This window comes from Mycobacterium sp. NGS56, assembly GCF_059812425.1.
Map to the genome: position 1 here is coordinate 1,312,389 of NZ_JCALCQ010000001.1, position 23,762 is coordinate 1,336,150.

The 23,762-nt window shown below is 63.6% G+C and carries 23 protein-coding genes; 12 read left to right on the plus strand and 11 right to left on the minus strand.

Annotated features, from left to right (window positions below):
- Positions 1 to 7 precede the first annotated feature (7 nt).
- Together AC5Y4F_RS06060 and AC5Y4F_RS06065 are read right to left on the minus strand one after the other, a co-directional pair.
- On the minus strand, positions 8 to 1,228 hold the full coding sequence (locus AC5Y4F_RS06060; RefSeq protein ID WP_499995514.1) for a CaiB/BaiF CoA transferase family protein: 1,221 nt from the start codon (positions 1,226 to 1,228) through the stop codon (positions 8 to 10).
- A gap of 11 nt (positions 1,229 to 1,239) precedes the next feature.
- Positions 1,240 to 2,445, minus strand: a complete 1,206-nt coding sequence (locus AC5Y4F_RS06065) for a cytochrome P450 (protein ID WP_499995517.1) — start codon at positions 2,443 to 2,445, stop codon at positions 1,240 to 1,242.
- Between the two features lie 107 nt (positions 2,446 to 2,552).
- On the opposite strand from AC5Y4F_RS06065, the gene AC5Y4F_RS06070 reads away from it, so the two are divergent.
- From AC5Y4F_RS06070 to AC5Y4F_RS06095, 6 genes are read left to right on the plus strand one after another with little or no spacing between them, the layout of a single operon-like run.
- Positions 2,553 to 3,788: a CaiB/BaiF CoA transferase family protein gene (locus AC5Y4F_RS06070; protein ID WP_499995520.1), complete on the plus strand. Its 1,236-nt coding sequence runs from the start codon at positions 2,553 to 2,555 to the stop codon at positions 3,786 to 3,788.
- A 14-nt stretch (positions 3,789 to 3,802) separates the two neighbouring features.
- Positions 3,803 to 5,014, plus strand: coding sequence for a CoA transferase (locus AC5Y4F_RS06075; RefSeq protein ID WP_499995798.1), 1,212 nt, complete (start codon positions 3,803 to 3,805; stop codon positions 5,012 to 5,014).
- Complete coding sequence (locus tag AC5Y4F_RS06080; RefSeq protein WP_067931115.1) at positions 5,011 to 5,457, plus strand: VOC family protein; 447 nt, start codon at positions 5,011 to 5,013, stop codon at positions 5,455 to 5,457. The genes AC5Y4F_RS06075 and AC5Y4F_RS06080 overlap by 4 nt, the downstream gene beginning before the upstream one ends.
- 46 nt (positions 5,458 to 5,503) lie before the next feature.
- On the plus strand, positions 5,504 to 6,703 hold the full coding sequence (locus AC5Y4F_RS06085) for a cytochrome P450 (RefSeq protein WP_067830678.1): 1,200 nt from the start codon (positions 5,504 to 5,506) through the stop codon (positions 6,701 to 6,703).
- A 2-nt stretch (positions 6,704 to 6,705) separates the two neighbouring features.
- Positions 6,706 to 7,749 carry an acyl-CoA dehydrogenase family protein gene (locus tag AC5Y4F_RS06090; protein WP_067931113.1) on the plus strand — a complete coding sequence of 348 codons (1,044 nt, stop codon included), beginning with the start codon at positions 6,706 to 6,708 and terminating at the stop codon, positions 7,747 to 7,749.
- 2 nt (positions 7,750 to 7,751) lie between these two features.
- Positions 7,752 to 8,891 (plus strand): acyl-CoA dehydrogenase family protein, encoded by a 1,140-nt coding sequence (locus AC5Y4F_RS06095; RefSeq protein ID WP_067931110.1) that lies wholly within the window; start codon positions 7,752 to 7,754, stop codon positions 8,889 to 8,891.
- An 11-nt stretch (positions 8,892 to 8,902) separates the two neighbouring features.
- Here AC5Y4F_RS06095 and AC5Y4F_RS06100 read toward each other — a convergent pair whose 3' ends face one another.
- Positions 8,903 to 9,109, minus strand: coding sequence for a hypothetical protein (locus AC5Y4F_RS06100; RefSeq protein ID WP_499995523.1), 207 nt, complete (start codon positions 9,107 to 9,109; stop codon positions 8,903 to 8,905).
- Positions 9,110 to 9,228: 119 nt separating this feature from the next.
- Between AC5Y4F_RS06100 and AC5Y4F_RS06105 the strand changes: the two genes are divergently transcribed.
- Positions 9,229 to 10,524 carry an amidohydrolase family protein gene (locus AC5Y4F_RS06105; protein WP_067931103.1) on the plus strand — a complete coding sequence of 432 codons (1,296 nt, stop codon included), beginning with the start codon at positions 9,229 to 9,231 and terminating at the stop codon, positions 10,522 to 10,524.
- Here AC5Y4F_RS06105 and AC5Y4F_RS06110 read toward each other — a convergent pair.
- From AC5Y4F_RS06110 to AC5Y4F_RS06125, 4 genes are all read right to left on the minus strand, one after another.
- Positions 10,484 to 12,025 carry an adenylate/guanylate cyclase domain-containing protein gene (locus tag AC5Y4F_RS06110; protein ID WP_082947460.1) on the minus strand — a complete coding sequence of 514 codons (1,542 nt, stop codon included), beginning with the start codon at positions 12,023 to 12,025 and terminating at the stop codon, positions 10,484 to 10,486. The genes AC5Y4F_RS06105 and AC5Y4F_RS06110 overlap by 41 nt on opposite strands.
- Positions 12,022 to 12,963, minus strand: coding sequence for an SMP-30/gluconolactonase/LRE family protein (locus tag AC5Y4F_RS06115; RefSeq protein WP_067931100.1), 942 nt, complete (start codon positions 12,961 to 12,963; stop codon positions 12,022 to 12,024). Before AC5Y4F_RS06115 ends, AC5Y4F_RS06110 begins: the two co-directional genes overlap by 4 nt.
- Positions 12,963 to 13,523 carry a nuclear transport factor 2 family protein gene (locus AC5Y4F_RS06120; protein WP_231986271.1) on the minus strand — a complete coding sequence of 187 codons (561 nt, stop codon included), beginning with the start codon at positions 13,521 to 13,523 and terminating at the stop codon, positions 12,963 to 12,965. The genes AC5Y4F_RS06115 and AC5Y4F_RS06120 overlap by 1 nt, the downstream gene beginning before the upstream one ends.
- A 99-nt stretch (positions 13,524 to 13,622) precedes the next feature.
- Positions 13,623 to 14,438 (minus strand): SDR family NAD(P)-dependent oxidoreductase, encoded by an 816-nt coding sequence (locus AC5Y4F_RS06125; RefSeq protein ID WP_067931097.1) that lies wholly within the window; start codon positions 14,436 to 14,438, stop codon positions 13,623 to 13,625.
- A gap of 182 nt (positions 14,439 to 14,620) precedes the next feature.
- On the opposite strand from AC5Y4F_RS06125, the gene AC5Y4F_RS06130 reads away from it, so the two are divergent.
- Positions 14,621 to 15,478: a mycofactocin-coupled SDR family oxidoreductase gene (locus tag AC5Y4F_RS06130; RefSeq protein WP_067931268.1), complete on the plus strand. Its 858-nt coding sequence runs from the start codon at positions 14,621 to 14,623 to the stop codon at positions 15,476 to 15,478.
- Positions 15,479 to 15,501: 23 nt separating this feature from the next.
- On the opposite strand, the gene AC5Y4F_RS06135 is transcribed toward AC5Y4F_RS06130, so the two are convergent.
- Together AC5Y4F_RS06135 and AC5Y4F_RS06140 are read right to left on the minus strand one after the other, a co-directional pair.
- The gene (locus tag AC5Y4F_RS06135; protein WP_499995525.1) at positions 15,502 to 16,299 is read right to left on the minus strand and encodes an enoyl-CoA hydratase/isomerase family protein; all 798 of its coding nucleotides are present in this window, start codon (positions 16,297 to 16,299) and stop codon (positions 15,502 to 15,504) included.
- Positions 16,296 to 17,492, minus strand: a complete 1,197-nt coding sequence (locus AC5Y4F_RS06140) for a cytochrome P450 (RefSeq protein ID WP_067931092.1) — start codon at positions 17,490 to 17,492, stop codon at positions 16,296 to 16,298. Before AC5Y4F_RS06140 ends, AC5Y4F_RS06135 begins: the two co-directional genes overlap by 4 nt.
- Before the next feature lie 94 nt (positions 17,493 to 17,586).
- Here AC5Y4F_RS06140 and AC5Y4F_RS06145 point away from each other — a divergent pair, with 94 nt between their 5' ends.
- Both AC5Y4F_RS06145 and AC5Y4F_RS06150 read left to right on the plus strand, forming a co-directional pair.
- Positions 17,587 to 18,399: an enoyl-CoA hydratase-related protein gene (locus AC5Y4F_RS06145; protein WP_067931089.1), complete on the plus strand. Its 813-nt coding sequence runs from the start codon at positions 17,587 to 17,589 to the stop codon at positions 18,397 to 18,399.
- Between the two features lie 2 nt (positions 18,400 to 18,401).
- Complete coding sequence (locus AC5Y4F_RS06150) at positions 18,402 to 19,604, plus strand: acyl-CoA dehydrogenase family protein (protein ID WP_499995527.1); 1,203 nt, start codon at positions 18,402 to 18,404, stop codon at positions 19,602 to 19,604.
- Positions 19,605 to 19,606: 2 nt separating this feature from the next.
- Here the strand turns inward: AC5Y4F_RS06150 and AC5Y4F_RS06155 are convergent, their stop codons facing one another.
- Together AC5Y4F_RS06155 and AC5Y4F_RS06160 are read right to left on the minus strand one after the other, a co-directional pair.
- A complete protein-coding gene (locus AC5Y4F_RS06155) occupies positions 19,607 to 20,377 on the minus strand; it encodes an enoyl-CoA hydratase/isomerase family protein (RefSeq protein ID WP_499995529.1) in 771 nt (256 codons plus the stop codon).
- 10 nt (positions 20,378 to 20,387) lie between these two features.
- On the minus strand, positions 20,388 to 21,185 hold the full coding sequence (locus AC5Y4F_RS06160) for an enoyl-CoA hydratase/isomerase family protein (RefSeq protein WP_499995531.1): 798 nt from the start codon (positions 21,183 to 21,185) through the stop codon (positions 20,388 to 20,390).
- A 242-nt stretch (positions 21,186 to 21,427) separates the two neighbouring features.
- On the opposite strand from AC5Y4F_RS06160, the gene AC5Y4F_RS06165 reads away from it, so the two are divergent.
- Together AC5Y4F_RS06165 and AC5Y4F_RS06170 are read left to right on the plus strand one after the other, a co-directional pair.
- Positions 21,428 to 22,021: a TetR/AcrR family transcriptional regulator gene (locus AC5Y4F_RS06165; RefSeq protein ID WP_067931082.1), complete on the plus strand. Its 594-nt coding sequence runs from the start codon at positions 21,428 to 21,430 to the stop codon at positions 22,019 to 22,021.
- 195 nt (positions 22,022 to 22,216) lie between these two features.
- Positions 22,217 to 23,746, plus strand: coding sequence for a nitric oxide reductase activation protein NorD (locus AC5Y4F_RS06170; RefSeq protein WP_499995534.1), 1,530 nt, complete (start codon positions 22,217 to 22,219; stop codon positions 23,744 to 23,746).
- Positions 23,747 to 23,762 lie beyond the last annotated feature (16 nt).

The window sequence follows — 23,762 nt, forward strand, 5'->3', positions numbered from 1 at the left end:
TGGTCCGTCAGCCGATGGCGCCGCTGTCCTTGAGCGCGATGATCCGGTCCCAATCGTCACCGAGTTCGAGGATCAACTCCTCGGTGTGTTCGGCGAACTCCGGTGATGGACCGAGACGCAAAGGCGTCTCGTCGAACAGCACTGGACTGGCCACCAAGTCGAAAGACTCGCCGTCGCGATCGATTGTGACGATGCCGCCATTGGCGCGTACCTGCGGGTCAGTCGCCACCTCGGCCGTGTTGAGGACCGGGGCCCACTGGCCGTCGAAGTCCGCGAGCACTTTGCGCCAGTGTTCAAGAGGGTGTGTCGCGATGGCGACACGCAGCACGTCGGTTGCCTCGTGGGCGTTCTCGGTGAGCAGCTCATGGCTGGCGAATCGCTCATCGGCGGCAAGTTCAGGAACTCCTACACGTGCGCAGAATTCTGGGAAGTACCGAAACGCCTGCAGCATAGACAGTCCCAGGAATCGATTGTCACTGGTCCGGTAGAAACCGGTGAGTGGATTGTGCGGCGCTACGTTGGCACCGGCCGGATTAGCCACCCACGGCTCGCCGCTGACCAGGGCGGCGTTGACGGCCACGCCCATTGCCCATACTCCGACACCAAGCAGCGAGATGTCCACTGTGCGTGCCACGCCCGTCCGTTCGCGCTCGAATAGCGCTGCGGCGATGCCACCAGCGATCGTCATGCCGCCAAGTGAATCGCCGTACGCGGGGCCTGGTTGCGCGATTACTCCGTCCAGGTCACCCGGAGTGGTGCTGGCAGCCCCCGCCGCACGACACCAGAAGCCCGTCATGTCGTAGCCGCCCTTGGCGCCATCGTCGCCGAGCGGGCCATAGGCGCTGCCGCGGGCATAGATGATCTTCGGGTTGACCTCCCGCACGTCGTCGACGTCGATCTTGAGCTTCTTGCGGGCGTCGGGCAGGAAGTTGGTGAGGAACACGTCGCTGGTCCGCGCGAGGTCCATCAGCAGCTCATGGCCATCGGGCGTCGAAACATCGAGCGCGATCGACCGCTTGCCCCGGTTGGCATGCTCCATCACGGGATTACGCCGGCCTTCGACGGTGATGTTGCCGAGCTGACGCAGCCCGCGCTGCGAGTCGCCGGTGCGAGGGTGCTCAACCTTCAACACATCGGCACCCCAGTCCGCCAGCACAGCACCCGCCGCAGGAACGAACGTCCACTGCGCGACCTCCAGGACGCGCACGCCGTCCATCGGTCCGCTCATCGATGCGCCTCTCAGCGGTAGTTCAGCACGACCGGCAAGCGATCGTGGGTATGCACTAGCGCGGACGCCCGCGGCACCCGCTCGCCGACCACGTGAATGCCGGTGGCGCGCTTAACGATTTCGTCCAGCAAGAGGCGCGCCTCTCGTCGGGCGAGCGCGGCGCCCATGCAGAAATGTTCACCCACACCGAATCCGAGGTGACTTGCGGCGTCGTCGCGGGTGATGTCGAACTGCTCGGCGGTCGGTCCCCAATGGTCCTGGTCGCGATTGGCCGATGCATACGCCAGCAACACGCCGTCGCCTTTGCTTACGGTCGCGCCGCGCAGGTTCACATCGTTGGCGGCCTGGCGGGCCATGCTCATCACCGGCGTCCAGTACCGCAGGACCTCCTCGACCGCGTTGGCGCTCAGGCTTGGGTCTGCGAACAACTTCTCCGCTTGGTCGGGATGCCCGTCGAGGCAGTCTGCGATTCCCGCGATCAGGCTCTGCGTGGTTTCGCTGCCCGCCGCCAGCAGGGTCAGCGCGTAGATCATCACCTGGGTCTCGTTGAAAGGTTCTCCGTTGACCCTCACCTCCGACAACAAGGTGAGCAGATCGTCTCGTGGATTGTCCTTGCGTTCGGCGACCAGACCCAGCAGGTACGGGCCGATGTGTTCGAAAATGAACGCGAGGTCATCGTCACTGGCCACCCCGCTGCCCACGTTCGCGATTGTGGTCGCCCAACCTGCGACCCTGGGCCAATCCTCCTCAGGTACTCCGAGTAGGTAGGCGAAAACATAGACGGGAATGGGCTCGGCGATCCGCTGGATCCAGTCGAACTCACCATCCGGCAGGCCGTCGAGGACGTCGTTGACGACTTGGCGCACCCGCGCTTCCATCTTGGCGACCGCCGCCGGCGTGAAACGGACGCCGATGGCCTTGCGGTGCTCACGGTGTTCCGGGGGATCCATGAACATGATGCCGCGGCCCTGGTATCCCTGTGGGTCGCGGCCCTCCCGGTGCGCGATCAGATCCATCATTATGCCGATACGCTCGGACTTGAACTTCTCCGGACGAGCCGAGATGCCCTTGATGTCTTCATATTTGGTAATAACCCAAAACTTGCCCTCCTCGTACCAGTGCACGGGATCGGCTTCGCGCAACTGCGCAAATGTCGCGTTCGGGTCGCCGAGGTAGAACGCCGGCTCGTCGAACCGGGCGGCTGCGATCGTCACCATAAAGTGAACAATAGAACATTAAGTGTCAATCTGCGAGCACCGGCCACCCAACCACGCATGCACCCAGCCTGTTGGCAGAAGAACAAAATCTGTTTTATTGTTACACAGTGACCAGCGCCTTATCCCATCTTCGCGTGTGCGACCTGGGCGGCCAGCTGGCCGGGGCCGGCGCGACGAAAATTCTGGCGGCCTTCGGCGCCGAGGTGATTCGGGTCGAGGATCCGGTTACCCGCGGGATGTGGGACGCACTGCGCGGCGTGGGCCCATTTGTCGATGATCGCAGGGGTGTCAACCTGGGCGGCGGTTTCAACAACCACAACGTGGGCAAGCTCGGCGTAACCATCAACCTGCGCGTCGACGCCGGTAAGGACCTGCTCCGCGAGCTGATCGCGGTGTCCGACATCGTGTGTGAGAATTTTGCAGCCGGCGTGCTGGCCAGGATGGGCTTCGGCTACGACGAGCTGCGACGAATCAAACCGGACATTGTCTATGTGTCGAACTGCGGCTTCGGCCACACCGGTCCGTATCGGGATTTCAAGACCTGGGGCCCGATCGTGCAAGCCCTGAGCGGGCTCACGTTCACAGCTGGGCTGCCCGGCAGGGAACCCGCCGGATGGGGTTTCTCCTACATGGACCACATCGCGGCGTACTACATGGTCGTCGCGATTCTGGCGGCGGTACACCATCGCGAACGCACGGGTGAAGGCCAGCACGTCGATTTGGCGACGGTGCCGGCCGGCATCGCCATGCTGCCCACCGAGGTGCTCGACTGGACCGTGAACAAGCGGCGCGCCCGTTCAACCGGGAGTCCCCACGGCAATCGCGCCGACTTTGGTGAGATGGCCCCGCACGGGATCTACCCGTGCCTGAGCGAGGACCGGTGGATCGCCATCGCTTGCCGCGACGATCGCGATGTCGCGCTGCTTGCCAAAGTCGTTGACAAACCGGAACTGACTGCCGACCGGTTCGCGACACTCGAGCAGCGGCTCCGCGTCGCCGACGAGCTCGATGAATTGCTCAGCGCATGCACCCGGACGCGTGACGCCTCTGTCCTGGCAAGCGAACTCACCGCTGCGGGAGTTCCCGCCAGCGTTGTCAAGTCGCCCCGTGAACGCATCGACGAAGATCCCGACCTGGCCGAATGGGGTCTCTTCCCGGCCGTGGAGCACCCAGAGATCGGGACGGTGCGGGTCGAGGGGCTGCCGCTGCGAATGTCGGCCTCGCCGTGGAATATTTCGCGGGCGGCGCCCTGCCTCGGCGAACACAACCGCCAGGTGCTGGGCGGATTGCTCGGTCACAGCGGTCAGGAACTGAACGAACTGACGAAGCAGGGTGTGATCTGAACGCACTAGCCGGAATTCGCGTCGTCGAGATCAGCGACCAGTTCACGCCCATTGGTGGGCGGGTGCTCGCCGAACTCGGCGCCGACGTGATTGTCGTTGAACCTCCGACCGGATCTCCACACCGGTCGCGGCCACCGTTTGCGCTCGAGGTTCCCGGGCCCGATGCCAGCCTGCGCTGGTGGGGCGGAAATGCCGGAAAGCGCTCGGTGACCATCGATCTCGAGACCCCGCAGGGGATAATTGCGCTGCAGCGCCTGATCGCGCGCGCCGACATTGCAATTTCGGGGGCCGGGCCGGTGGGCGATGGCCCGCTTGGCTACGGCAAGACCGTGGCCAATAACCCGTCGTTGATCTGGATAGCGGTCAGCCCGTTCGGCCTGAACAGCACCCGAGCCGACCAACCGGTCACCGACCTCACCATGCTTGCTGGAGGGGGCCCGGTGTGGAACTGCGGCTACGACGACCATTCACTGCCACCGATCCGCGGTGCCGGCGAGCAATCCGCAAACATAGCCGGAATGTACTGCGCGATCGGAGCATTGGTTGCGCTTGCCCATCGCGACCAGACCGGAGAAGGGCAGCTGGTCGACGTCAGCGTCAACGCTGCCTGCAATGTCAGTTCCGAGCAGGTGACCTACCACTGGCTGGTCAACAACGAGACATGCGTTCGACAGACCGGTCGGCATGCATACTTCACGCCGAGTCAGCGGACCCAAGTTCTGTGCGCAGACGGCGCGTACGCCACCACCGGCGTGTTGCCCCGGAAACCACACGAGTTCGCCAACCTGCTCGCGTGGCTCACCGAGCTCGATCTAATCGACGAGTTGCCCGAGACCGTGTTCCTGGAACTGGCCGCCTCACGCGACACACCAGTGGACATCGCGCAGATCGGCACAGACGACGAGACCACCGCGATCCTGACGGCGGCCCGTGAGGCGATCACGTTGATCGCTTCGCGGTTGCCCGCCAAGGAGTACTTCCTGGAAAGCCAGCGCCGCGGATTCCCGGCCGGAGCGTTGCTGTCACCTGACGAGGCATTCGAGGACGAACATGTCGCCGCCCGCGGATTCAAGATGCCGGTGCCCCACCCGGAGTTAGGGGAAACGTTCAATTACCCGGGCACACCGTACGCATTCAGTGCCACACCGACGACCACCCTGACTCGCCCGCCTCTTGTTGGCGAACACAACGCACTGCTCGACGAAGTTGTCGACGACGCCACATGAGCGGCGGCCACCGACTCACTCACATCGGGCTGTGCGTCAGTGACGTTGAACGGTCCATCGAATTCTATTGCGAGGCTCTCGGATTCGATGAGGTCAGTCGAATGCACGTCGAAGGGCCTCAGACAGCACAACTGCTAGACGTGCCCGGACTGGTGCTTGACCTTGTTTACCTGCAGAGGGACGGATTCCGCCTCGAGTTGCTGAGCTACGCGGAGCCGGGGGTTCACGGGAATATTGAACCGCGGCAGATGAACGCGGTGGGATTCAGTCATCTGTCGTTTCGCGTCGACGACCCCGACGAACTCATCGCGCGGATCGAGCGCTCCGGGGGGCGGGCACGACCCGAGCGGACGGTGACTTTCGAAGGTGGCAACCGCGGCCTGATGGCCACCGACCCCGACGGCAACTGGCTGGAGTTGATTGAACGCCACCCTAGACAGTGATCAACTGATCACAAAACGTTCGATTGTTCAGCCAAATGATAGAGTCATGGCTGTGCCGGCCACCAGCGAGCTGATGTATTCGCCGTTCTCGAAGGCGATCTTCGACGATCCGTACCCCGTCTACCGGCGACTGCGCGACGAGGCACCGGTCTACCGGGATCCCGAGGACCGCTGGTGGGTGCTGTCCAGGTTCGACGACGTCTCGCGGGCCCTTCGGGACTGGGAGACGTTCTCGTCCAAGCTGGGTCCGGCACCGGAGAACCCCGACAACGACGGCCGCAAATACTCCGTAATCTCGATGGACCCCCCTCGCCACGACCGTATTCGCGGTGTGCTCAAGGGCTTCTTCACGCCAAAAGCGGTCGCCGCGATGGAGTCCGCCCTGCAAGCGGTCGTCAACACACATCTTGACCGGCTGCGCCCCGGAACCACCGTCGACGCCATGGAGGCGTTCGCGTTCTCGGTTCCCACCGACGTGATCGGCGATCTGCTCGGCGTGCCGCACGGCGATCGTGCGCAGCTGCGCGTCTGGTGGGAAGCCTTCCTGACGCGCGAGGAAGGCGAAGTGGTCATGCCGGCCAAGGCCATCGAGGCCAATCGGATGATCAGCCAGTACATCGGCGACCTCATCGAACGGCGCCGTACCGAACCCGGGGACGACCTGATCAGCATCGTGCTGCAGGCCACCTTCGACGACCCCGAGGCCGGCGGTGAGCGCTCGTTGACCGCGCACGAGGTGCTCATGTTCTGCAACCTGCTTTCAGCCGCGGGGTCGGAAACCACTCAGAAGTTGATCTCCAACGGCTTGGTCGCCCTCGCAGAGCATCCCGACCAGTGGCAGCGAATCGTCAAAGACCGCAACCTTATTCCTGTCGCCGTCAACGAGGCACTTCGTTATGACACCCCGAGTCATTGGGTGGCCCGCACGCTGACGCGGCCCATTGAGCGGCACGGTGTCACCATGAACGCCGGAGACTGGGTGCTGCTGCTACTGGGCAGCGCGAACCGCGACGAGCGTCGATACAAAGACCCCGACCGTTTCATCATCGGGCGGCCTCGGGGCACCGACGTCTATTTCGGCTGGGGAATCCACATCTGTCTTGGGCAGTGGCTGGCGCGCCGGGAGGCGCAACTGGTGTTCGAGTACATCGCCAAGAAGTTCCCGAACTACGGCATCGGGGCGCACGAGCGGGTGCTCACCGCGACCGTGCGCGGCTACACCCGCGTGGAGATGACCCTGCGCTGACCATGGACATCGCCTTCACCGACGAGCAGCGACTGCTGCAGGACACCGCCACTCGGCTGGGGGAGAGTCTCGGCGTCACCGGCCCCGACCAACTACCTACCGACCGCGCGCTCGACGCACACTGGCGCCAGGTTGTCGAACTTGGTGTGCCGACGCTGCGTTCGCCTGCCCTGTGCGGACTCCCGGCCAGCGGCGTGGAAACAGCCATCGTCATCGAGCAGCTCGCACGAACTCTCAGCGCCGTACCGGTGATAGGCCAAGCGGTGCTGGCGACCGAGCTTTTGGAGGCTGCCAGCGCCGAGAAGGAACTGCAGCTCGTCGCAGACGGAAGCCTGCGGGCGGCGCCTGTGCTGACCATTGACCTGGGGGGATTCGCAGCGGCGAATCAGCCAGGAGTGGCATTCGACGCGGCGGGTGCTACCCACGCACTACTAGCGGTCCGAACGGATGGTCAACGCAAGCTCGTCTGCGCGCCGCTTGATGGTGACAATGCGGCTGCCCTCGACCTGACCCGCGTGTTGCGCCGCACGCCGGCCGATCTGGCAGCTTCGGCAGTCGCGACGGGAGAGCCCATCAGTGATGAGCGCTGGCAGCGGGTGGAGTCGCTGGCGATGACCGCGCTCGCCGCCGACCTTGTCGGCGTCATGCAAGGCGCGCTCGACGATGCGGTGCGCTATGCCGGTGAACGCGCGCAGTTCGGAGTCAAAATCGGCTCATTCCAGGCGGTGGGGCACCTGCTCGCGGATGCCCTGGTACAAGTCGAAGGCGCCCGCAGCTGCCTGTGGCACGCCGCGTGGGCGATCGACCAACTGCCGGTTGAGGAGGCGCGGTTGGCTGCGATGACGGCGAAGGCATACGCTGCCGCGGCGGGCCGCGAGGTGGTGGAGACGACCGTTCAGGTATTCGGCGGCATCGCGATCACGTGGGAGCACATATCGCATCTGCGGCTACGTCGTACCCTGCTGGACCGGCGCTTATTCGGTGACGAGGTGGTTCACTATGACGCCATCGCGGCGATGCGGTTGGCCAACCGAGAGTTGGCGTAGCGATGGACTTCAACGACAACGCGCCAGAAGCGCAGTTTCGCGCCGAGCTAAGGCAGTGGCTTTCCGAACACGCCGCGGACGCTTCGATCCCCGAGGATCCAGCCGCCCGCGCTGATGCGCAAAACGCTTGGCACCAAACGCTTTACAAAGCTGGGTACATCGGGCTCTCTTTCCCCGTCGAGTATGGAGGGCACGGAAAGGCCCCCATCTACGAGGCGATACTCAATGACGAACTCGGCCGCGCCGGCGCCCCGCCTATTGAAGGGGTCGGCCACCTGAGCAACGCTTTGCGGTTGTTCGGTACCGACGAGCAACGGGACACCCTGCTTCCCGGTCTGTTGTCCGGAAAGGTGCGGTGGTGTCAGGGGTTCTCCGAACCCGAGGCTGGATCCGACCTCGCGGGCCTGAAGACCGGCGCCGAGTTGATCGAGACCGAGGGGCATCAGCGGTTCCGCGTCAATGGCCGCAAGATCTGGACGAGCTTCGGGGCCGTGGCCGACTGGTGTTTCCTGCTGTGCCGCACTGAGCCGGACGCCCCTAAGCACGCAGGTATCTCGGCGCTGTTGGTACCGATGTCGACGCCAGGGATCCAGGTCCGCCCGATTGTGAATGCCGCGCGCAACCGCGAATTCACCGAGGTCACGTTCGACGACGTGGACGTACCCGTGGCCAATCTGCTGGGTGAGCGCGGCCAGGGCTGGTCCATCGCCAGCCAACTGCTGGCCTACGAGCGGGGTCCCGGCGACATCAACTGGGTCAGCCGGCTCTCGACACAATTGCGGCGGCTCGAGAACGACGTCCGGACCGGCTGGCTCCTCGACTCACCCGCGGCGCGGGCCCGGCTTGGGCAGGCCTACGTGGAGTTACGCGCTCTCCAGATCAAGGTTCAGCGCTCACTCACGGAGCGCCAACGCGGAAAACTTCCGGGGCCGGAGGGGTCGGTCGACAAGCTGCTCATGGCCCGGGCCGACCAGTACTTGGGTCACACCATGATGGATCTGTGCGCCAGCGGCCCTCTGCTCACCGAGGGCCTGGAATGGGACATCTACCTGTGGTCGCGCGCTGCCGGCATCTACGGGGGCACTGCGCAAATCCAGCGCAACATCGTCGCGCAGCGCGTGCTTGGACTGCCACGCGCCTGAGCAGGTGCCGGTTACCCTGGTTCGGCCTCGGTCAGGTGTCTGTACGCCTCTTTGAGACCGTTGAGCCGCCGTTCGAGGATCTCGTCACCCGCATGGGCCTCGCTGAGTTTCGCGTTGACCTCGGCTATCTCCGCGGAGAGCCGTTCGGCCGCTTCACCCTTGGTGAGCAAATCCTGGTCGGCCCAGTCGTCATGGGGGATGCGCTCATGCGGGTCCATCGTCTCTCCTCAGTGCACCTTTGGTTTGAGCCTAGGTGGAGATCGGCGTTATAGTCAGTTAGGCATAAAGTGTTTAGTTGTACTGTAACGCATGAATTAGAAAAGTTGAGGACGCGACGATGCCGCTGCAACCATCGATGAAACTTCTGTCGGTCGACGATCACCTCATCGAGCCACCCCATGTCTGGATCGACAGGCTGCCGAAGAAGTACATCGACCAGGGTCCTCGCATCGTCGACTTCCCGCGCGAGGGTGCTCCGCCTACGCAGCAGTGGGTCTATGAGGGCCGACCGTATCCCAACATCGGGCTGAACGCGGTCGCGGGCAAGCCCCCGGAAGAGTTCGGCGTCGATCCGATCCGCTACGCCGACATGATCCCTGGATGCTATGACCCGAAGGCCCGCCTGGCCGACATGGACATCGATGGTGTCCATGGAATGTTGTGCTTTCCGTCGTTTCCCCGATTCTGCGGCACGGTCTTCCTCGAGGGGGAGGACAAGGAACTGGCGCTGCTGGGCGTCAAGGCGTGGAACGACTTCTCCCTCGATGAGTGGTGCGCTACAGACCCCGCCCGTTTCATCCCTATGGCGATCACTCCGCTGTGGGATCCAGCGCTCATCGTCGCCGAGATCGAGCGAGTGGCGGCCAAGGGAGCCCGGGCGATCGGCCTCCCCGATAACCCGACCAACCTTAAGCTGCCCAGTTATCACACCGCGTACTGGGAGCCGGTGTGGTCGGCGTTGGAAGAGACGAATCTGACGGCGGTGATGCACTTCGGCAGTGGCGGATTCCCGCCCCAGACGGCGCCGGAGGGCCCGTTCGCCGTGATGATCACGTTGATGGGCACCACATCGATGGCCGCGGCCACCGAGCTCATCTTCTCGCCGGTGTTCCATAAGCACCCGAACCTCAAAGTGGCGTTCTCCGAAGGTGGCGTCGGCTGGATGCCCTACCTGGTCGAGCGCGCGGATTACGTCTGGCGCAAACACAAGTACTACCAAAACATTCACCCGACCGTGGCGCCATCGGAGCTGTTCCGGCGCAACATCTCCGGATGCTTTATCGAAGACGAAGTCGGGATGGCTATGCGGCACCAGATCGGAATAGACAACATCACCTGGGAGTGCGACTATCCGCACTCGGACTCGTTCTGGCCCAAGAGCCGAGCGCGCGCCGAGGAAATGCTGGCCGATGTACCCGACGAGGAAGCTGCCAAGATCGTCGAGCTCAACACTCGGCGCTGGTATGCATTCCCGGAGGAGGGCTTCAAGTCCTGCACGGCGGACTCCGGGTGGCGCCCGAATGACGGCAACCCAGCCGACTATGACTACGACGAGGTCATGGCAAGGCATGGCGGGGTCGGCATGGAGGCTTTCATGAACAAGATGGAGGAGCAGAAGTCTCAGAAGGTTTGAGCCATTGATCGATTGGAACGGCGATTTGGGTCGGATTGTCTCGTCCGCGCAACACTTTGGAGTCGATGACGCGCCACCGCCGCCTCTCCGACTCATCCGCCCGGCTCAGCGCCGCACCCGACGCTGCGACACCGTCGGACAGCTTGGCGACCTCGGTCAGCCGTGCCGCCTCGTTGACCGGGTCTCCGATCACCGTGTACTCGTACCGGTTGGGGTCGCCGATGTTTCCGGCGACCGCCTTGCCGGCCGACACCCCAATGCCGACCTTGATGTCCTCGTTCGCCCGGTTGAGTCGGATGTTGAGCTCACGCGCCGTCGCGAGTGCGTCCGCGGCGGCCCGGGCGTTGGCATTCGGGGCGCCGAAAACTGCCAGGGCGGCGTCGCCCTCGAACTTGTTGATCAAACCGTTGTGGCGCTCAACGACGCTGACGACCACGGCGAAGAACTCGTTGAGCATGATCACCAGTTCGTCCGGGTCTAGTGTGGTGGCCAGCCGTGTCGAGCCAACCAGATCGACGAACAACACCGCTACTTCGCATTTCGCACCGCCCATTTCGGTCTCGACCCCATTGCGGGCGACTTGCTCCGCCAGGCGCGCTACGTCACGGCCGACGTGCCGACCGAACAGATCGCGTAGGCGCTCACGTTCGCGAAGTCCACTGGCCATGGTGTTGAAGCCGGCCTGCAGCAGCCCGAGCTCAGAGGCGTCGAAGACGGGAACCGATACGTCGAAGTCGCCCCGCTCGACGTACCGCATACCCCGCCTTATCTCGTCGATGGGGTCGGCGATGGTCGACGCGTTGAAGGCGGCGATTACCAGGCCGCAGGCCATGGCGCACCCCCCGAGTACGAGAACGAGAAGCGCAAGTCGATGCGCGGAATATTCGACGTACAAGGCGCTTTCGGCGACCAGCATGACCATCAGCGTCGGAACTCCCGTTCCTATTACCCAGGCGCTCACGGCACGCAACCGAAGACCGGGCCCCCGCGGGCGTGTCGGCGGGTTGTCGGTGAGCAACCTGGCCGCCGTCGGCCGCAGCGAAATCCTGCACATCCAATAGGCCAGTGCGGTTGTCACGATGGCACCGAGCAGAATCGACACCCCCAGCGTCGCGGCCAGCCAGGGTGTGTGGATGTTGATGAGCGCAAAAACCGCGGCCGCTGCCGACCATACGGTCCCGTGGACTACCGCCATCCTCATTGGGATGGCCAGGACGACGCGGCGCACGGTGACATCGCTTGCCCCCGCAGGCAGGCTCATCCAGATGTACGCCCATAACCCGGCCAAGGGCAAGACGGTGCCGGAGTAGCACAGTGCGGCAACGATATTGACCAACATCACATGGTGTTTGCTCAGCGCCGCACCGGTGGGCAAGGCCCAGGCGGTCAGTGCTGCGATCAGCGCCGAGCCCGTGAAAGTCGGAACGATCGCCCCCGAAATGACCAGAGATCTGCCGGTGCGAGCGAACGGCAGGCGACGTTCGGCAAGCGAGGTTTTCACGGTGACGCCCGCGCAATGCTCGAGTTGTCCAACCAGTTCGCGATGCTCATCAGTCGTCCCGATGATGCGAGCGTCATGAATAGGGTGCGGGCATCGCTGCTCAATGCGACATTGGTGGTCATCGGGTCGTCGGCGGGAATCGCACCTAGAAAGTCGCCGGTCGAGGACAAGACGGTGACCCCGCCCGTCCCCAGGGTCGCGACGAGGATTCGGCCGGCGGGGTCTACGCACAGCCCGTCGGCCCCTCCAACGTTCAGCGGGCCGCCGCTCGGCACCGTCGCCAGACCCCGCGCCCGGCCCACCACGCCCGGTCCGTCGAGCTTGAATTCCCAAATACGGCGCGTGCGCGTCTCTGCCACGTATAGCGACGAGCCGTCGGGTGACAACGCGACCCCATTCGGCATCTCGAGCGGGTAGATAATTTCACGCAGGTCGCCGTCGACCGTGCCATAGAGGAGTCCGGTCACGCTGCGGGTGCGGCTCTGTGCCGTTCCTGCGTCGGTCAGATAGAAGCCGCCGTGGCTGTCAGCGCAAATGTCGCTGGGCCGCACCAGAGGCAGCGTCTTACCGGAACGCGTGCTGAACTCGGTAGCGAGCGTGCTGACGCTACCGTCGGATTCGATGATTTGCAGCGCGGGGGTGACGGGTTCGTCGGGCGGCCCTATCGGCCGGAAGATGTTTACGCAGCCGTTGAAGTCGTATGGCCACGGCCCGACCCCGAACTTGGACCCGCCGTTTTGACACACGATCAACCGTCCATCGGGGAGTTTGACCACGCCGTTGGGTCCGCCACCCGTGTGGGCGACTGTCTCGGTAGCCCCATCGGGGCGGACTCGAGAGATCCGGCCGGCCGCCATCTCCGACACCAGAACGGAGCCGTCATCCAAGGCGATCGGACTCTCCGGGAAGGCTAAGCCGTCGGCAAGGCAGCGATTCATCACGGCTGTTCTCTATCAGATTGTGGCACAGCGGTTTTCGTTGCATTGCTCCACCAGGCGACGAACACCGGATCGGCCAGCGGCAGATCTCCGACGCCAGTCTGATTTCGCGGCCAGTCTGCGGCGCTTTGCGTCAGTGGTGAGGTGGGCCTGTTGACGCCGTAGAACAGCCGATGCCGGCGGTGCAAGAAACACCAACGCTCTTCGTGTTTCTCGTAGCGGTCCTCGTACTTGATGAGCTGTTCGATGAATCCCTCGGCGTGCGCCTGAGCGAAGCACTGCGCCCAGACCTGCCCGTGTGCCCTGTCCTCGGTGTCGAGCTCGATGAGGTGGTTGGCGACCAGAATGACAGCGAACACGCTGGCGTCGAGGCTGTCGGACATGAGACGGCGCGCGCCGTCGCGACCCTCTCCATAATCACCGAACCGCGCATGCGGGACGAACAGATCAGCCATCGCGTCGGCGTCGCGGGTTTCGATCGCGGTGGCGTAGCGAAACGGCAGTTGGCGAATCTCTTCGCGCGCCAGCATGGCTTGTACGGCTGGATCTATCGTGACCACCGAATCCTCCTCCGCCACAGTTATTGGTCGATGTCTTCCAACGTGTGGATGGGATGAGTCATGAACGGATGCATTGCATTTGACTTCTATGGGGTCGCATCAAGTGATGGGCGTCGGCTGGCCGAGGATGTAGTGCCCGGTCTGGGGATGGTGGTACCAGCCCCCAGCCGCTGCCGTACCGCCGTCGACATGCAATGTCTGTCCGGTCACGTATGCACTGAGATCGCTGGCCAAAAAGACGGCTGCCCCTGCCATTTCGTCGACGTGGCCGGCTCTGCCCATCGGCACCATGAATCTGGCGTTCTCGGCCCCGGCAGGGGCCATCTTCGCGAGGCTTTCGGTCAGGGTGAAGTCGGGAGCCAATCCGTTGACACGGATACCGTGCGGCGCGAGTTCGAGCGCAGCGGTTTTCGTAAAGTTAACAACCCCGGCCTTCGCCGCTGCATAGGCGGCAAACCCGGGCGCCGCCCGCACCGCCTCGATCGTGCTGACGTTGATGATGCTGCCGCCCGTGCCGGCTTCGACCATGGCGCGGGCGACCCGTTGAGTGCACAGCAAGACCTGGGTCAGGTTGATGCGGATCAACGCGTCCCATCCGTTGGGGGAGGTTTCGAGCAGACCACACCAAAAGACTCCACCGGCATTGTTCACCAATAGGTTTGGGGTTCCTAGCTTCTCGACGGTGGCGGCCAGGGCGGCATCAACCTGCTCAGCGTCGCGGACGTCGGTGACGCACGCGAGGCCGTCGATTTCCCGGGCCGCAGCTGTCGCCGTCTGCGCATCCCTTTCCCAAATTGAGACCTTTGCGCCGAATTCAGCGAACGCTGACGCAACGGCGCGGCCGATGCCGGCCCCGCCTCCCGTCACCACGGCCACCCGGCCGTCCAGGGACGCGGCCTCGCGGTGCAGCGTCACTCGCTTTCCCTCACGCGAATCAGACTAGGCGCCGTATCCACACACGTGACAGATTAACACTGAGTGTTCTATTATCCAATAATGCTGTCGGGGGTCGCGGCGCCCGCAGGAACAACGGTCCTGTGGCTTGTGCCGGGTGTGCGGCCGAGCAGCTGGCTCGTCGAATGACCATGGAGGAGCAGATGCAGCGCTTGAACGGCAAGGTGGCCGTGATAACCGGTGCCGCCCGCGGACAGGGCCGCAGCCACGCGGTCCATCTTGCCGACGAGGGCGCCGACATCATCGCGCTGGACATGTGCGCCGACATCGAAACCAACGAGTACCCGCTTGCTACCAGGGAGGATCTGGACGAGACGGTCAAGCTCGTCGAAAAGTCGGGTCGCCGCGCGGTTTCAGCGGTCGTCGACGTCCGCGACCGCGCCGCGCTGAAGAAGGCGATCGACGAGGCCGTCGCCGAGTTGGGCGGCCTCCATGTCGTCGTGGCGAACGCAGGCATCTGCCCGCTAGGCAACGATGTTCCGTCACGCGGTTTCACCGATGCCTTCGACGTCGACTTCGTTGGTGTCATCAACACCATTCATATCAGCATGGAACACCTGCGCTCGGGTGCGTCGATAATTGTCACCGGCTCGATCGCCGGACTGGTTCCGCAGAAAGACCTGGCCACCGGCGGTGGGCCGCAAGGTCCCGGGGGCGCCGGCTACGGACTGGCGAAGAAGATGCTGTGCGAGTACACGAAGGGGCTGGCCTTGACGCTGGCACCCGAGCAGATCCGGATCAACACCGTGCACCCGACCAACGTCAACACCGGGATGCTGCATAACCTCCCGATGTACCGGACGTTTCGTCCGGACCTGCCCGAACCGAGCCGCGAGGACGCCGAAATCGTCTTTCCGATCCTGCAGGCGATGCCCGTCCCGTGGATCGAGCCGCATGATGTCTCCCACCTGGTGGTGTACCTGGCGTCGGACGAATCCCGTTACGTTACCGGACAGCAGATATTCGTCGACGCCGGCGCAGGATTGAAGCTGGGCCTCTAGCAATGACATTCGCTAGGTAGCCGTCACCGTCCGCGGAAGTCGGGATCGCGTCGCTCGACGAAGGCAGCCATCCCTTCGGCGACGTCGTCGGTCGCGGCTACCTGTTCCACCAACAATGCCTCGGTTCGAAGGGCGGCGTCACGACCCACGTCGAGTGCCTGGTTGAGCATCGCCTTGGCCGCCGCCAGCGCACGTGTTGGTCCTTTAGCGAGCCGCCGCGCCCAGGCCGCCGCCTCGTCCTCGAGGTCGCCGTCGGCGACCACCTTGTTGACCAGGCCGATCCGGTAGGCCTCGGGCGCGGACAGTTCCTCGCCGAAAAACAGCAGCTGCTTGGCGACATTGAAGGGCACCTTACGGGCCAGCAGATATGCGGCACCACCGTCGGGCGCGAGCCCTCGCCGCGTGAAAAGCTCTATGAGTCGCGCGCTTTCGGCGGCCACGATGAGGTCACAGGCGAGCACCATGCTCGCGCCCACCCCGGCGGCGATGCCGTTGAGCGCGCACAGCACGGGCTTTTCGCAGTCCAGCAACGCTGAGACCACCGCTTGAGACCCAGTGTGCAGAATGCGGGCGGCGTCGCCGGCGACCCTGTCTTTTTTGGGTTGCATTCCTGGATCGTGGAGATTCGGTCCGGTGCAGAAATGCCGGTCGCCCCGAGCGGTGAGCACCACCGCTCTGATGTCGGGATCGCTGGATGCGGACTGAAGATTCTCGATCAGGCTCCGCTGCATGGCACGCGTCACCGAATTGCCGGCGTCCGGTCGGTCCAGAACCAGCCAGCGCACCGCGTCCTGTGTGTGCGCCGCGAGGTCGGGGGTCACGGCCGGATCGGCACGCTGGCGGGCCCGCGCACCGAATTGGTGTGCACGTAGGTCACGGCGTCTTCGTCGACATCCCAGGCGGGAAAACGCTTCAGCGTCTCTTCCAGCGCCACGCGGGCCTCGAGGCGGGCCAGCGCCGCGCCCAGACAGAAGTGCGAACCGTGACCGAAGCTGATGTGACGGATTCCCGCGCGCTCGACGTCAAGGACGTCCGGGTTCTCGTATTGGCGTTCGTCGCGGCCCGCCGATCCGGTCAGCAGTGCTACGCGCGAGCCGGCTGGAATGAGGGTGCCGTTGTAGGTGACGTCGCGTTTCGTGTAGCGCCCCTGTACTGGTGATGGGGCGTCGTAACGCAGCAGTTCCTCGACGGCGTTGCTGATCAGTTCTGGGCGGTCCACCAGCTTGGCGCGTTGATCGGGATAGTTCGCCAGTGTCAGCGCGGCCCATCCCAGCAGGCGCGCAACCGTCTCATTGCCGGCGACGTTGATCATCGCGATGAACATCAACACTTCACGATCGTCGAGGCGACGGGTCTGGCGACCTGCCTGGACGAGGTCGGAGGTCATCAGGTTGCCGACGATGTCGTCGCTCGGTGCGACCCTGCGGCGCTGAATCTGGTCGGCGTAGTAGCCGAGCAGTTTGACGTTGGCCTGCTGGCCGTCCTCGCTGAGCTGGGTTGTGCCCTCATCGCGGTGGAGCTGGGCATCCGACCACTCGCGCAGGTTGTCGTGATCTTCTTCGGGAAAACCAAGCAGCGAGCTGATCACCATCACCGGTAACTTCATCGAGAAGTCACGCACGTAGTCGAAGCCATCGGTACCGACGAAGGCATCCAGATAATGGCTGCACAGCGTCCGGACGCGGTCCTCGAGTCGGGCAATCTCGGTTCGGAAGAAGGTGCGATTGACCATCTTTCGCAACGCGGTGTGATCTGGCGGGTCCATCATGATCATCGCCCTGGGCGACGGCCACGGTTGCTCGCTGATCGCATCCAGGGTGACCCCGTGCTCCGACGAGAACGTCTCGGTGTCCAGCGACGCCTCCAGCACGTCGGAGAACCGGCTGAGCGCGTAGAAGTCGTACTGTTCGTTGTAGTAGGTCGGCGCTTCGTCGCGCAGCCGTTTCCAGACGGCGTAGGGGTCCTTGTGCAGGGCGCGGTCGAACGGATCCCAACGTAAGTCTGTTGTCGTCATCGGCACCGTCCTTTCCTGAAGAACAGTAATACATTATCTGTATAGTTGCACCATGCGGTGGTGGGCCGCCCGGTGTTGAGGAGGAAGAACCGAAGTGGAAACGCGAGAACTGGAGCACGTGATCTACCAGAAGGACGGCCCGATCGCGCGCATCATCCTGAACAATCCTGACGCCGCCAACGCGCAGAGCTCGGAAATGGTCCATAGCGTCAACGCGGCCCTCGACGACGCGCAGTACGACTACGACGTGAAGGTGGTCATCATCAAAGCCAATGGCAAGGGCTTCTGCTCTGGTCACGTCCCCACCGGCGCGTACCCGGAGTTCAAAGCCGAGCTGGAAGCATCGGGGAAAGTGTGGCGTTCTGCGGCGCAATTGTTCCTGTGGCCCGTCCTCAAGTTGTGGGAGTTCCCCAAGCCGGTGATCGCCCAGGTACACGGCTACGCGATCGGTGGGGGCACGACCTGGGCGCTGATTCCCGAGATCACCGTCTGTTCCGAGGATGCGTGGTTCCAGATGCCTCTGGTGCCGGGGTTTGGGCTGCCCGGTGCCGAAACGATGTTCGAGCCGTGGGTGTTCATGAACTACAAGCGGGCGGCCGAATATTTGTACACGGCTCAACGGTTGACTGCCGCGCAAGCGCTCGAGTTCGGTCTGGTGAATCGAGTGGTGCCCACCGATCAACTCGAAGCCGCCGTCGAGGAACTGGCCGCGAAGATTGCCACCGCGCCCCTGATCACGTTGCAGGCCGTCAAATCAGGTGTAATCCGGGCGTGGGAAACAATGGGTTTCCGCACGCACCAACAAGCGAGCAACGACCTTCAGGCGGTGGTGACCGGTAGCCAGGAGTTCCAGCAGTTCCTCGCGGAGCTGATGAAGAAGAGTTCCAAACCCAGTGAGCGCATCTGACCATGCCACTTCAGCCGATCATCCGGTTTGGCGGGGACGAGGACACCGAGTCACTTCGTGCGTCGGTGCGTGATTGGCTGGCGCACAACCTGCCTGACGAGTTCCGTCGGACTGCGGCCAATCCCGACTACCTGCCGCGCGACGCCCACGAGCGTGCGGTCTTGTTCTGTAAGGCGTTACACGAGCAGGGATGGTTTGTGCCGCACTGGCCGGCCCAGTACGAAGGCGGCGGCCGCGGTGTCGTGGAGCAGGTGGTCATCCGTGAAGAGCTTGCGTATGCGGGCGCGCCACTGGTGAACACCAACGGGGTGAACATGTTGGCGCCAGTATTGTTCAAATTCGGTACGTCAGAACAGAAAGCGGAGCATCTGCCGGCCATCGCGCGCTCGGAACGTATGTGGGCACAGGGCTATTCGGAGCCGGAGGCGGGCTCGGACCTGGCGGCCTTGCGGATGACCGCTCGACGAGACGGCGACTATTACGTCCTGGACGGGCAGAAGACGTGGACAAGCAACGGCGTGCTCGCCGACTGGATCTTCGTCCTGGCCCGCACGTCGCCGGTGGCGGGCAAGCGTCAGGCCGGAATCTCGTTCTTTCTCGTCGACCTGGACTCGCCAGGGATCACCCGTCGACCCATCAGGTCGATGACTGGCTACCCCACCTTTGCCGAGGAGTTCTTCGATGGTGTGCGGGTTCCCGCGGCCAATCTTGTCGGGGCCGAGGGGGAGGGGTGGACGGTCGGAAAGGCACTGCTCGACGTCGAACGGTCGAATATCACCAGGGCCGCTCAGGCTCAGCGCTATCTTGACGAGCTGATCGACTGGTGCCACGCGCAAAAGGGATCGACGCACGACCCACTGTCCGATCCGGCCAATCGCGTTGCGCTCGCTCGCGCCGTCGAACGCGTCGAGGTGGGTCGCGCCCTGTCGTATCGGGTGGCACACCTGCAGGCCGAAGGTGCCATGGATGCCGCACTGCCGTCGTTATCGAAGCTGTATCACTCCGAATTGACCGCCGAATTGCGGGGGCTCGGGGCCCAGATCCTCGGGCACGCAGGCGAACTCATGCCGGACGATCCGGACTCGGTGCTCGATGGCCATTTCTCGGAGGGGTTGCTGCTGTCTCTCCTGCACTCGATAGGCGGGGGCACCAGCGAGATTCAGCGAGATCTGATCTCGACGGTTGGGCTGGGCATGCCCCGCTGAAATCAGGAGTAGGCGGCTCGTCCCTCGGTGGCCGCCGAACGTTGCTGCGCTACGGTCGCCATTGCCAGCTCAAGCGGATGAAAGGCGGCAAGTTGCGCACTTTCAGCAGAATTGATCAACCGTTTCGTCATTTCCACCGCCCCTGCATCGGCCTGTGCTAGTTCGTTGGCTATCGCGACGGCGCGATCGATCGCCGATCCGGGTTCGACGACGTCGGTCACCAGTCCTAGCCGTTCGGCCTCGGCGGCCGATAGCCGTATGCCGCGCAGTAATAGGGACGCCGCGCGGTGTCGGCCCAGCTGTTGAGTGAGGCGCCAGGCCAGCCCGCCGTCGGGTATCACCGCGCGTGCCACGAATGGAGCAGCGAAGAAGGCATCGGAGGCGCTTACAACTAGGTCGCACGACAACGCCAGACTCCAGCCGAGGCCAATCGCCGCGCCTTCAACCGCCGCGATGGTCGGCACCGGCACAGCTTTGAGTTGTTCCATCACTCGTTGCGCGTGCTCGACGCGGCCTGCGGGCCCCAACGGCCCGCTGCCACGGGCGGGTCCGGTCTTCAAATCACCTCCGGAGCTGAAGAATCCGTCCGCGCCGGCCAAGACCACACCGCGGGCGCCGTACGCAACGATGCCACCGAGTGCGATCGATAGCTCGGTCCACGATTCGTAGCACAAGGCATTACGCTGGCGCGGCCGGTCCAATAAGACCACAGCGATGCCGTCCCGCTCTTCGTAACGGACTAGCAGAGCGTCCGCGTCAGCGTCGTCGACCATCGGACCAGTCCTACCGGTTCAGGAACTTGTCGATAGCAGCCCGGTGCTCGGGTGTGGTGAAACACTCTGTCTCAGCCGATATCCCGTACTCGAGGATGCCGGTGATCGCGCGTTGGGCATGCAGATTCAACGTTCTCTTCGTGTCCTGCACTGCCCGCGGCGGCAGCGCGGCCAGGCGGTGGGCCACTGCCAGGCCCTCCTGTTTGATCTGCGCGTGCGGTACAACGCGGTTGGCCAAGCCGAGTTCTACGGCTTTGTCGGCGTTGATGCGTTCACCGAGCATCAGGTACTCCTTTGCCTTGATAAGGCTCATCAGCAACGGCCACAGCACCGACCCGCCATCGCCGGCGACCAGACCACTCGCGACGTGGGTGTCGGCGAAGAACGACCGGTCGGACATCAACACGATGTCGCACAACACGGCGATGCTGCACCCGAAGCCGACGGCGGGCCCGTTGACGGCCGCGACCACCGGCAGGGGAAAGTCGATCATGTCGCGCACGATCCGCCGTGCGTCGCGCATTCCGGCACGGCGTGTGACCGGGTTGTTGACGTGGGTTTCCAGCCATTCCACCAGGTTTCCCCCGGCGGAGAAGTAGTCGCCGGTGCCGGTGATGAGCACTGCCCGGGCGTCGGGGTCGTCGGCCAGCGTGCCCCACAACCGGGTGAACGCGGTGTGCATCCTGTTGTTGACCGCGTTGGCGTTGTCGGGGTTGTTCAACGTCACGATCCGCACGGGACCGTGGACAGCAACAAGGATCTCGTCGCACCCGGTGAGCTCCGAGGTGCCCTCAGGCAGGTCTGTCATCAGGGTGAATAATAGAACACTTTATGTTCATTTGTCACGTTCCTCGGTGCCCCGCACGCGCGAGACGGCGCCCGTAAGGCGCAGATCTTCTTTTGACATTCGTCGTCGACATTAGTCATTGACGACCGTCAGAAATTGGCTATAGAGTTAGCGTGCGCAGATAGATTTACGTGTACCAAGGGGTTTGGATGGCAAATGCGACGCGGTCGTTTGCTGACGGTGCGGGCCTCAGGCGCCCGGATGTGAAGTTCCCGAGTCGTGAAGCTCAACGGATCGAGACGCGTGAGCGTGTTTTCAACGCTGCTGTGCGTGAGTTCGGGCGCAACGGCGTCGCCGACACCGATGTCAATGCGGTTGTGCTGGGCGCAGGCGTAGCTCGGGGCACCTTCTACTTCCACTTCCCCACTAAGGAACACGTATTGGCCGAGCTCACCCGCCGCGAGGAGACCAAGATCGCCGACGAACTCACCCGAGCGCTAACCTCAACGGTCGACCTCGAGTCGGCTTTGGCCGAGGTGATCAAAGGCGTTGTGGCAGAGGAAGAGCGCTTGGGCAATGTGCTGTTCCGTGACGTTCTCAACCTCTATTTTTCGGCCACTCAACCCGAGCTGAATGATTCGGCGACGCACCCGATCGTGCTCATCGTCATCCAGCAGATCGAGATGGCCCGAGACCGTGGTGAGGTCTGCGCCGACGTCGATGCCGGTGCCAGCGCCGTCTTCTTCCTCATCGGCTTGTATGGGCTGCTGGTCACCAACCGGGAGGCTTCGCCCGGCCGAGTATCCATGCTCGAGAAGTACCTCGCTCACTTCTGCCGCGGGCTGGAGGCCCGGTGACTTTCAAGTTCGAAGATTCGCCACCCTTTTGGAGGTCTCGTCATGGTCGAAGACATCATCCGCTTCGTAGTCGCGTGGGGCGGCTGCGCACTGATCATTTGGTTCTGGTACTGGGTGATGGCGAACATCGGCACCTTCTGAGGTCCGCCCCTAGGGCGGCCCGTACGCTGCCGGTTCCGGCTCCAGGAACCGGCCATGGCTGACGGCACGCTATCTGCACTCCACGCTGAGAAAAGCTGTTCCCTTGTCGCGGTGGCGTTTTCGAGTGGTAAGCGCCAGGGCGTACGCCTTGTTTCCGGGACCCACCGCGCCTTCAGTCTGAACAGCGGCCGCACGATCATTAACGTGCCTTTCCCGATGCTGGAGCCGGACTGGACGTTGCGCACGCTTTCCTGTGGCGTGGGCCTGCAATGCGCACCTTCGAAAGATCTCCTCGCGCAGCGTTCGATTCACGAACTGACGGCCCGGGAACTACGAGCCCTGATGGTCATCGAGGGCCGCGTCGCGATGGGCTGGTTGGCGACGAACTGGCCCGGCACGATGGCAGAACTTCGACGACGACTACCCGGACTGGAGCCGATCTTCGACGAGCTCGACGCCGAGGCGATGCTCGACTACGCCCTTGCCCTGGCAGATTCCGGCGCGCCGCTGCCCTCGTGGCGGCTGCTTGGGAGGCTGCCTAGCCCCGTCGCCAACCGCCGCGGAATGGTGGAAGGCACCCGCAGAATGTGGGGCAGGATGCCGTGGACGTCACGGCGTCAGGACGCCTACCGCATTTACTCGGTACCGGTCGGCGGCGAAGGCGGCGTCAAAAACCCCAATCTCCCTTTACCAAGCCGCCCCGAGGACGAAGAGATCGAGATCTCTGTGGACCAACGCGTGGGTGTGCCTTATCCAGAGTGGGACTTTTGGTCCAATCGGTTCCTTCCCGATCACGTCGCGGTGCTCGAACGCACGCACACCGCATCATCACAACGACCGAGCCGCCGGCCAGCAGACCTAAGACGGTACTTCGAGATGCGCACACAGCGGGTAATGCGGAACGGTCTCGAGGACGGTTGCGATCTGGACATCGACCGCTACGTCGATCACTACATCGACCTATCGACCGGCAAGTTCAGCGACGGTCGTGTATTTCGTGACCTCATTCCGACGCACCGCGATGTCACAACATGCCTTCTGCTGGACGGTAGTTCCTCACTCGGAGCACACCAGGGCCACATCTTCCAGCTCGAATTACAGTGTGCCGACGCGCTGTCACAGGCGATGACCCAGGCCAAGGAAAGACACGGGATCTTCGTTTTCACCGGAAACACTCGCCACCGCGTCGAGGTTCGCTGCCTCAAGGATTTCACCGACCGCGACTTCGTCGCCCCCAGCACTCAGGGCCTGGTCACTGCCGGCTACACCCGACTTGGCGCACCGTTGCGTCACTTGACGACCCGGCTACTGGTGCAACCGACGGAGCGGCGGTTACTCATCGTGATCGGGGACGGCCTGATCTCCGACGAGGGTTACGAGGGCCGCTACGCCTGGGCGGACGTCAACCACGCCGTCGAGGAGGCCGAAGATGCCGGCGTTTTCGTCTACTACATCGGGGTGGGATTGACGCGGGTCGATCCACTTCCCGAAGTCTTCGGCTCGCGCCGATCACGACGCATCCGCCGGGTCGACGAGCTGCCGCGCGTGTTGGGTCACGTTCACCGCGAACTCATCGCGGCCTAGCCATAATTCTCAAGGA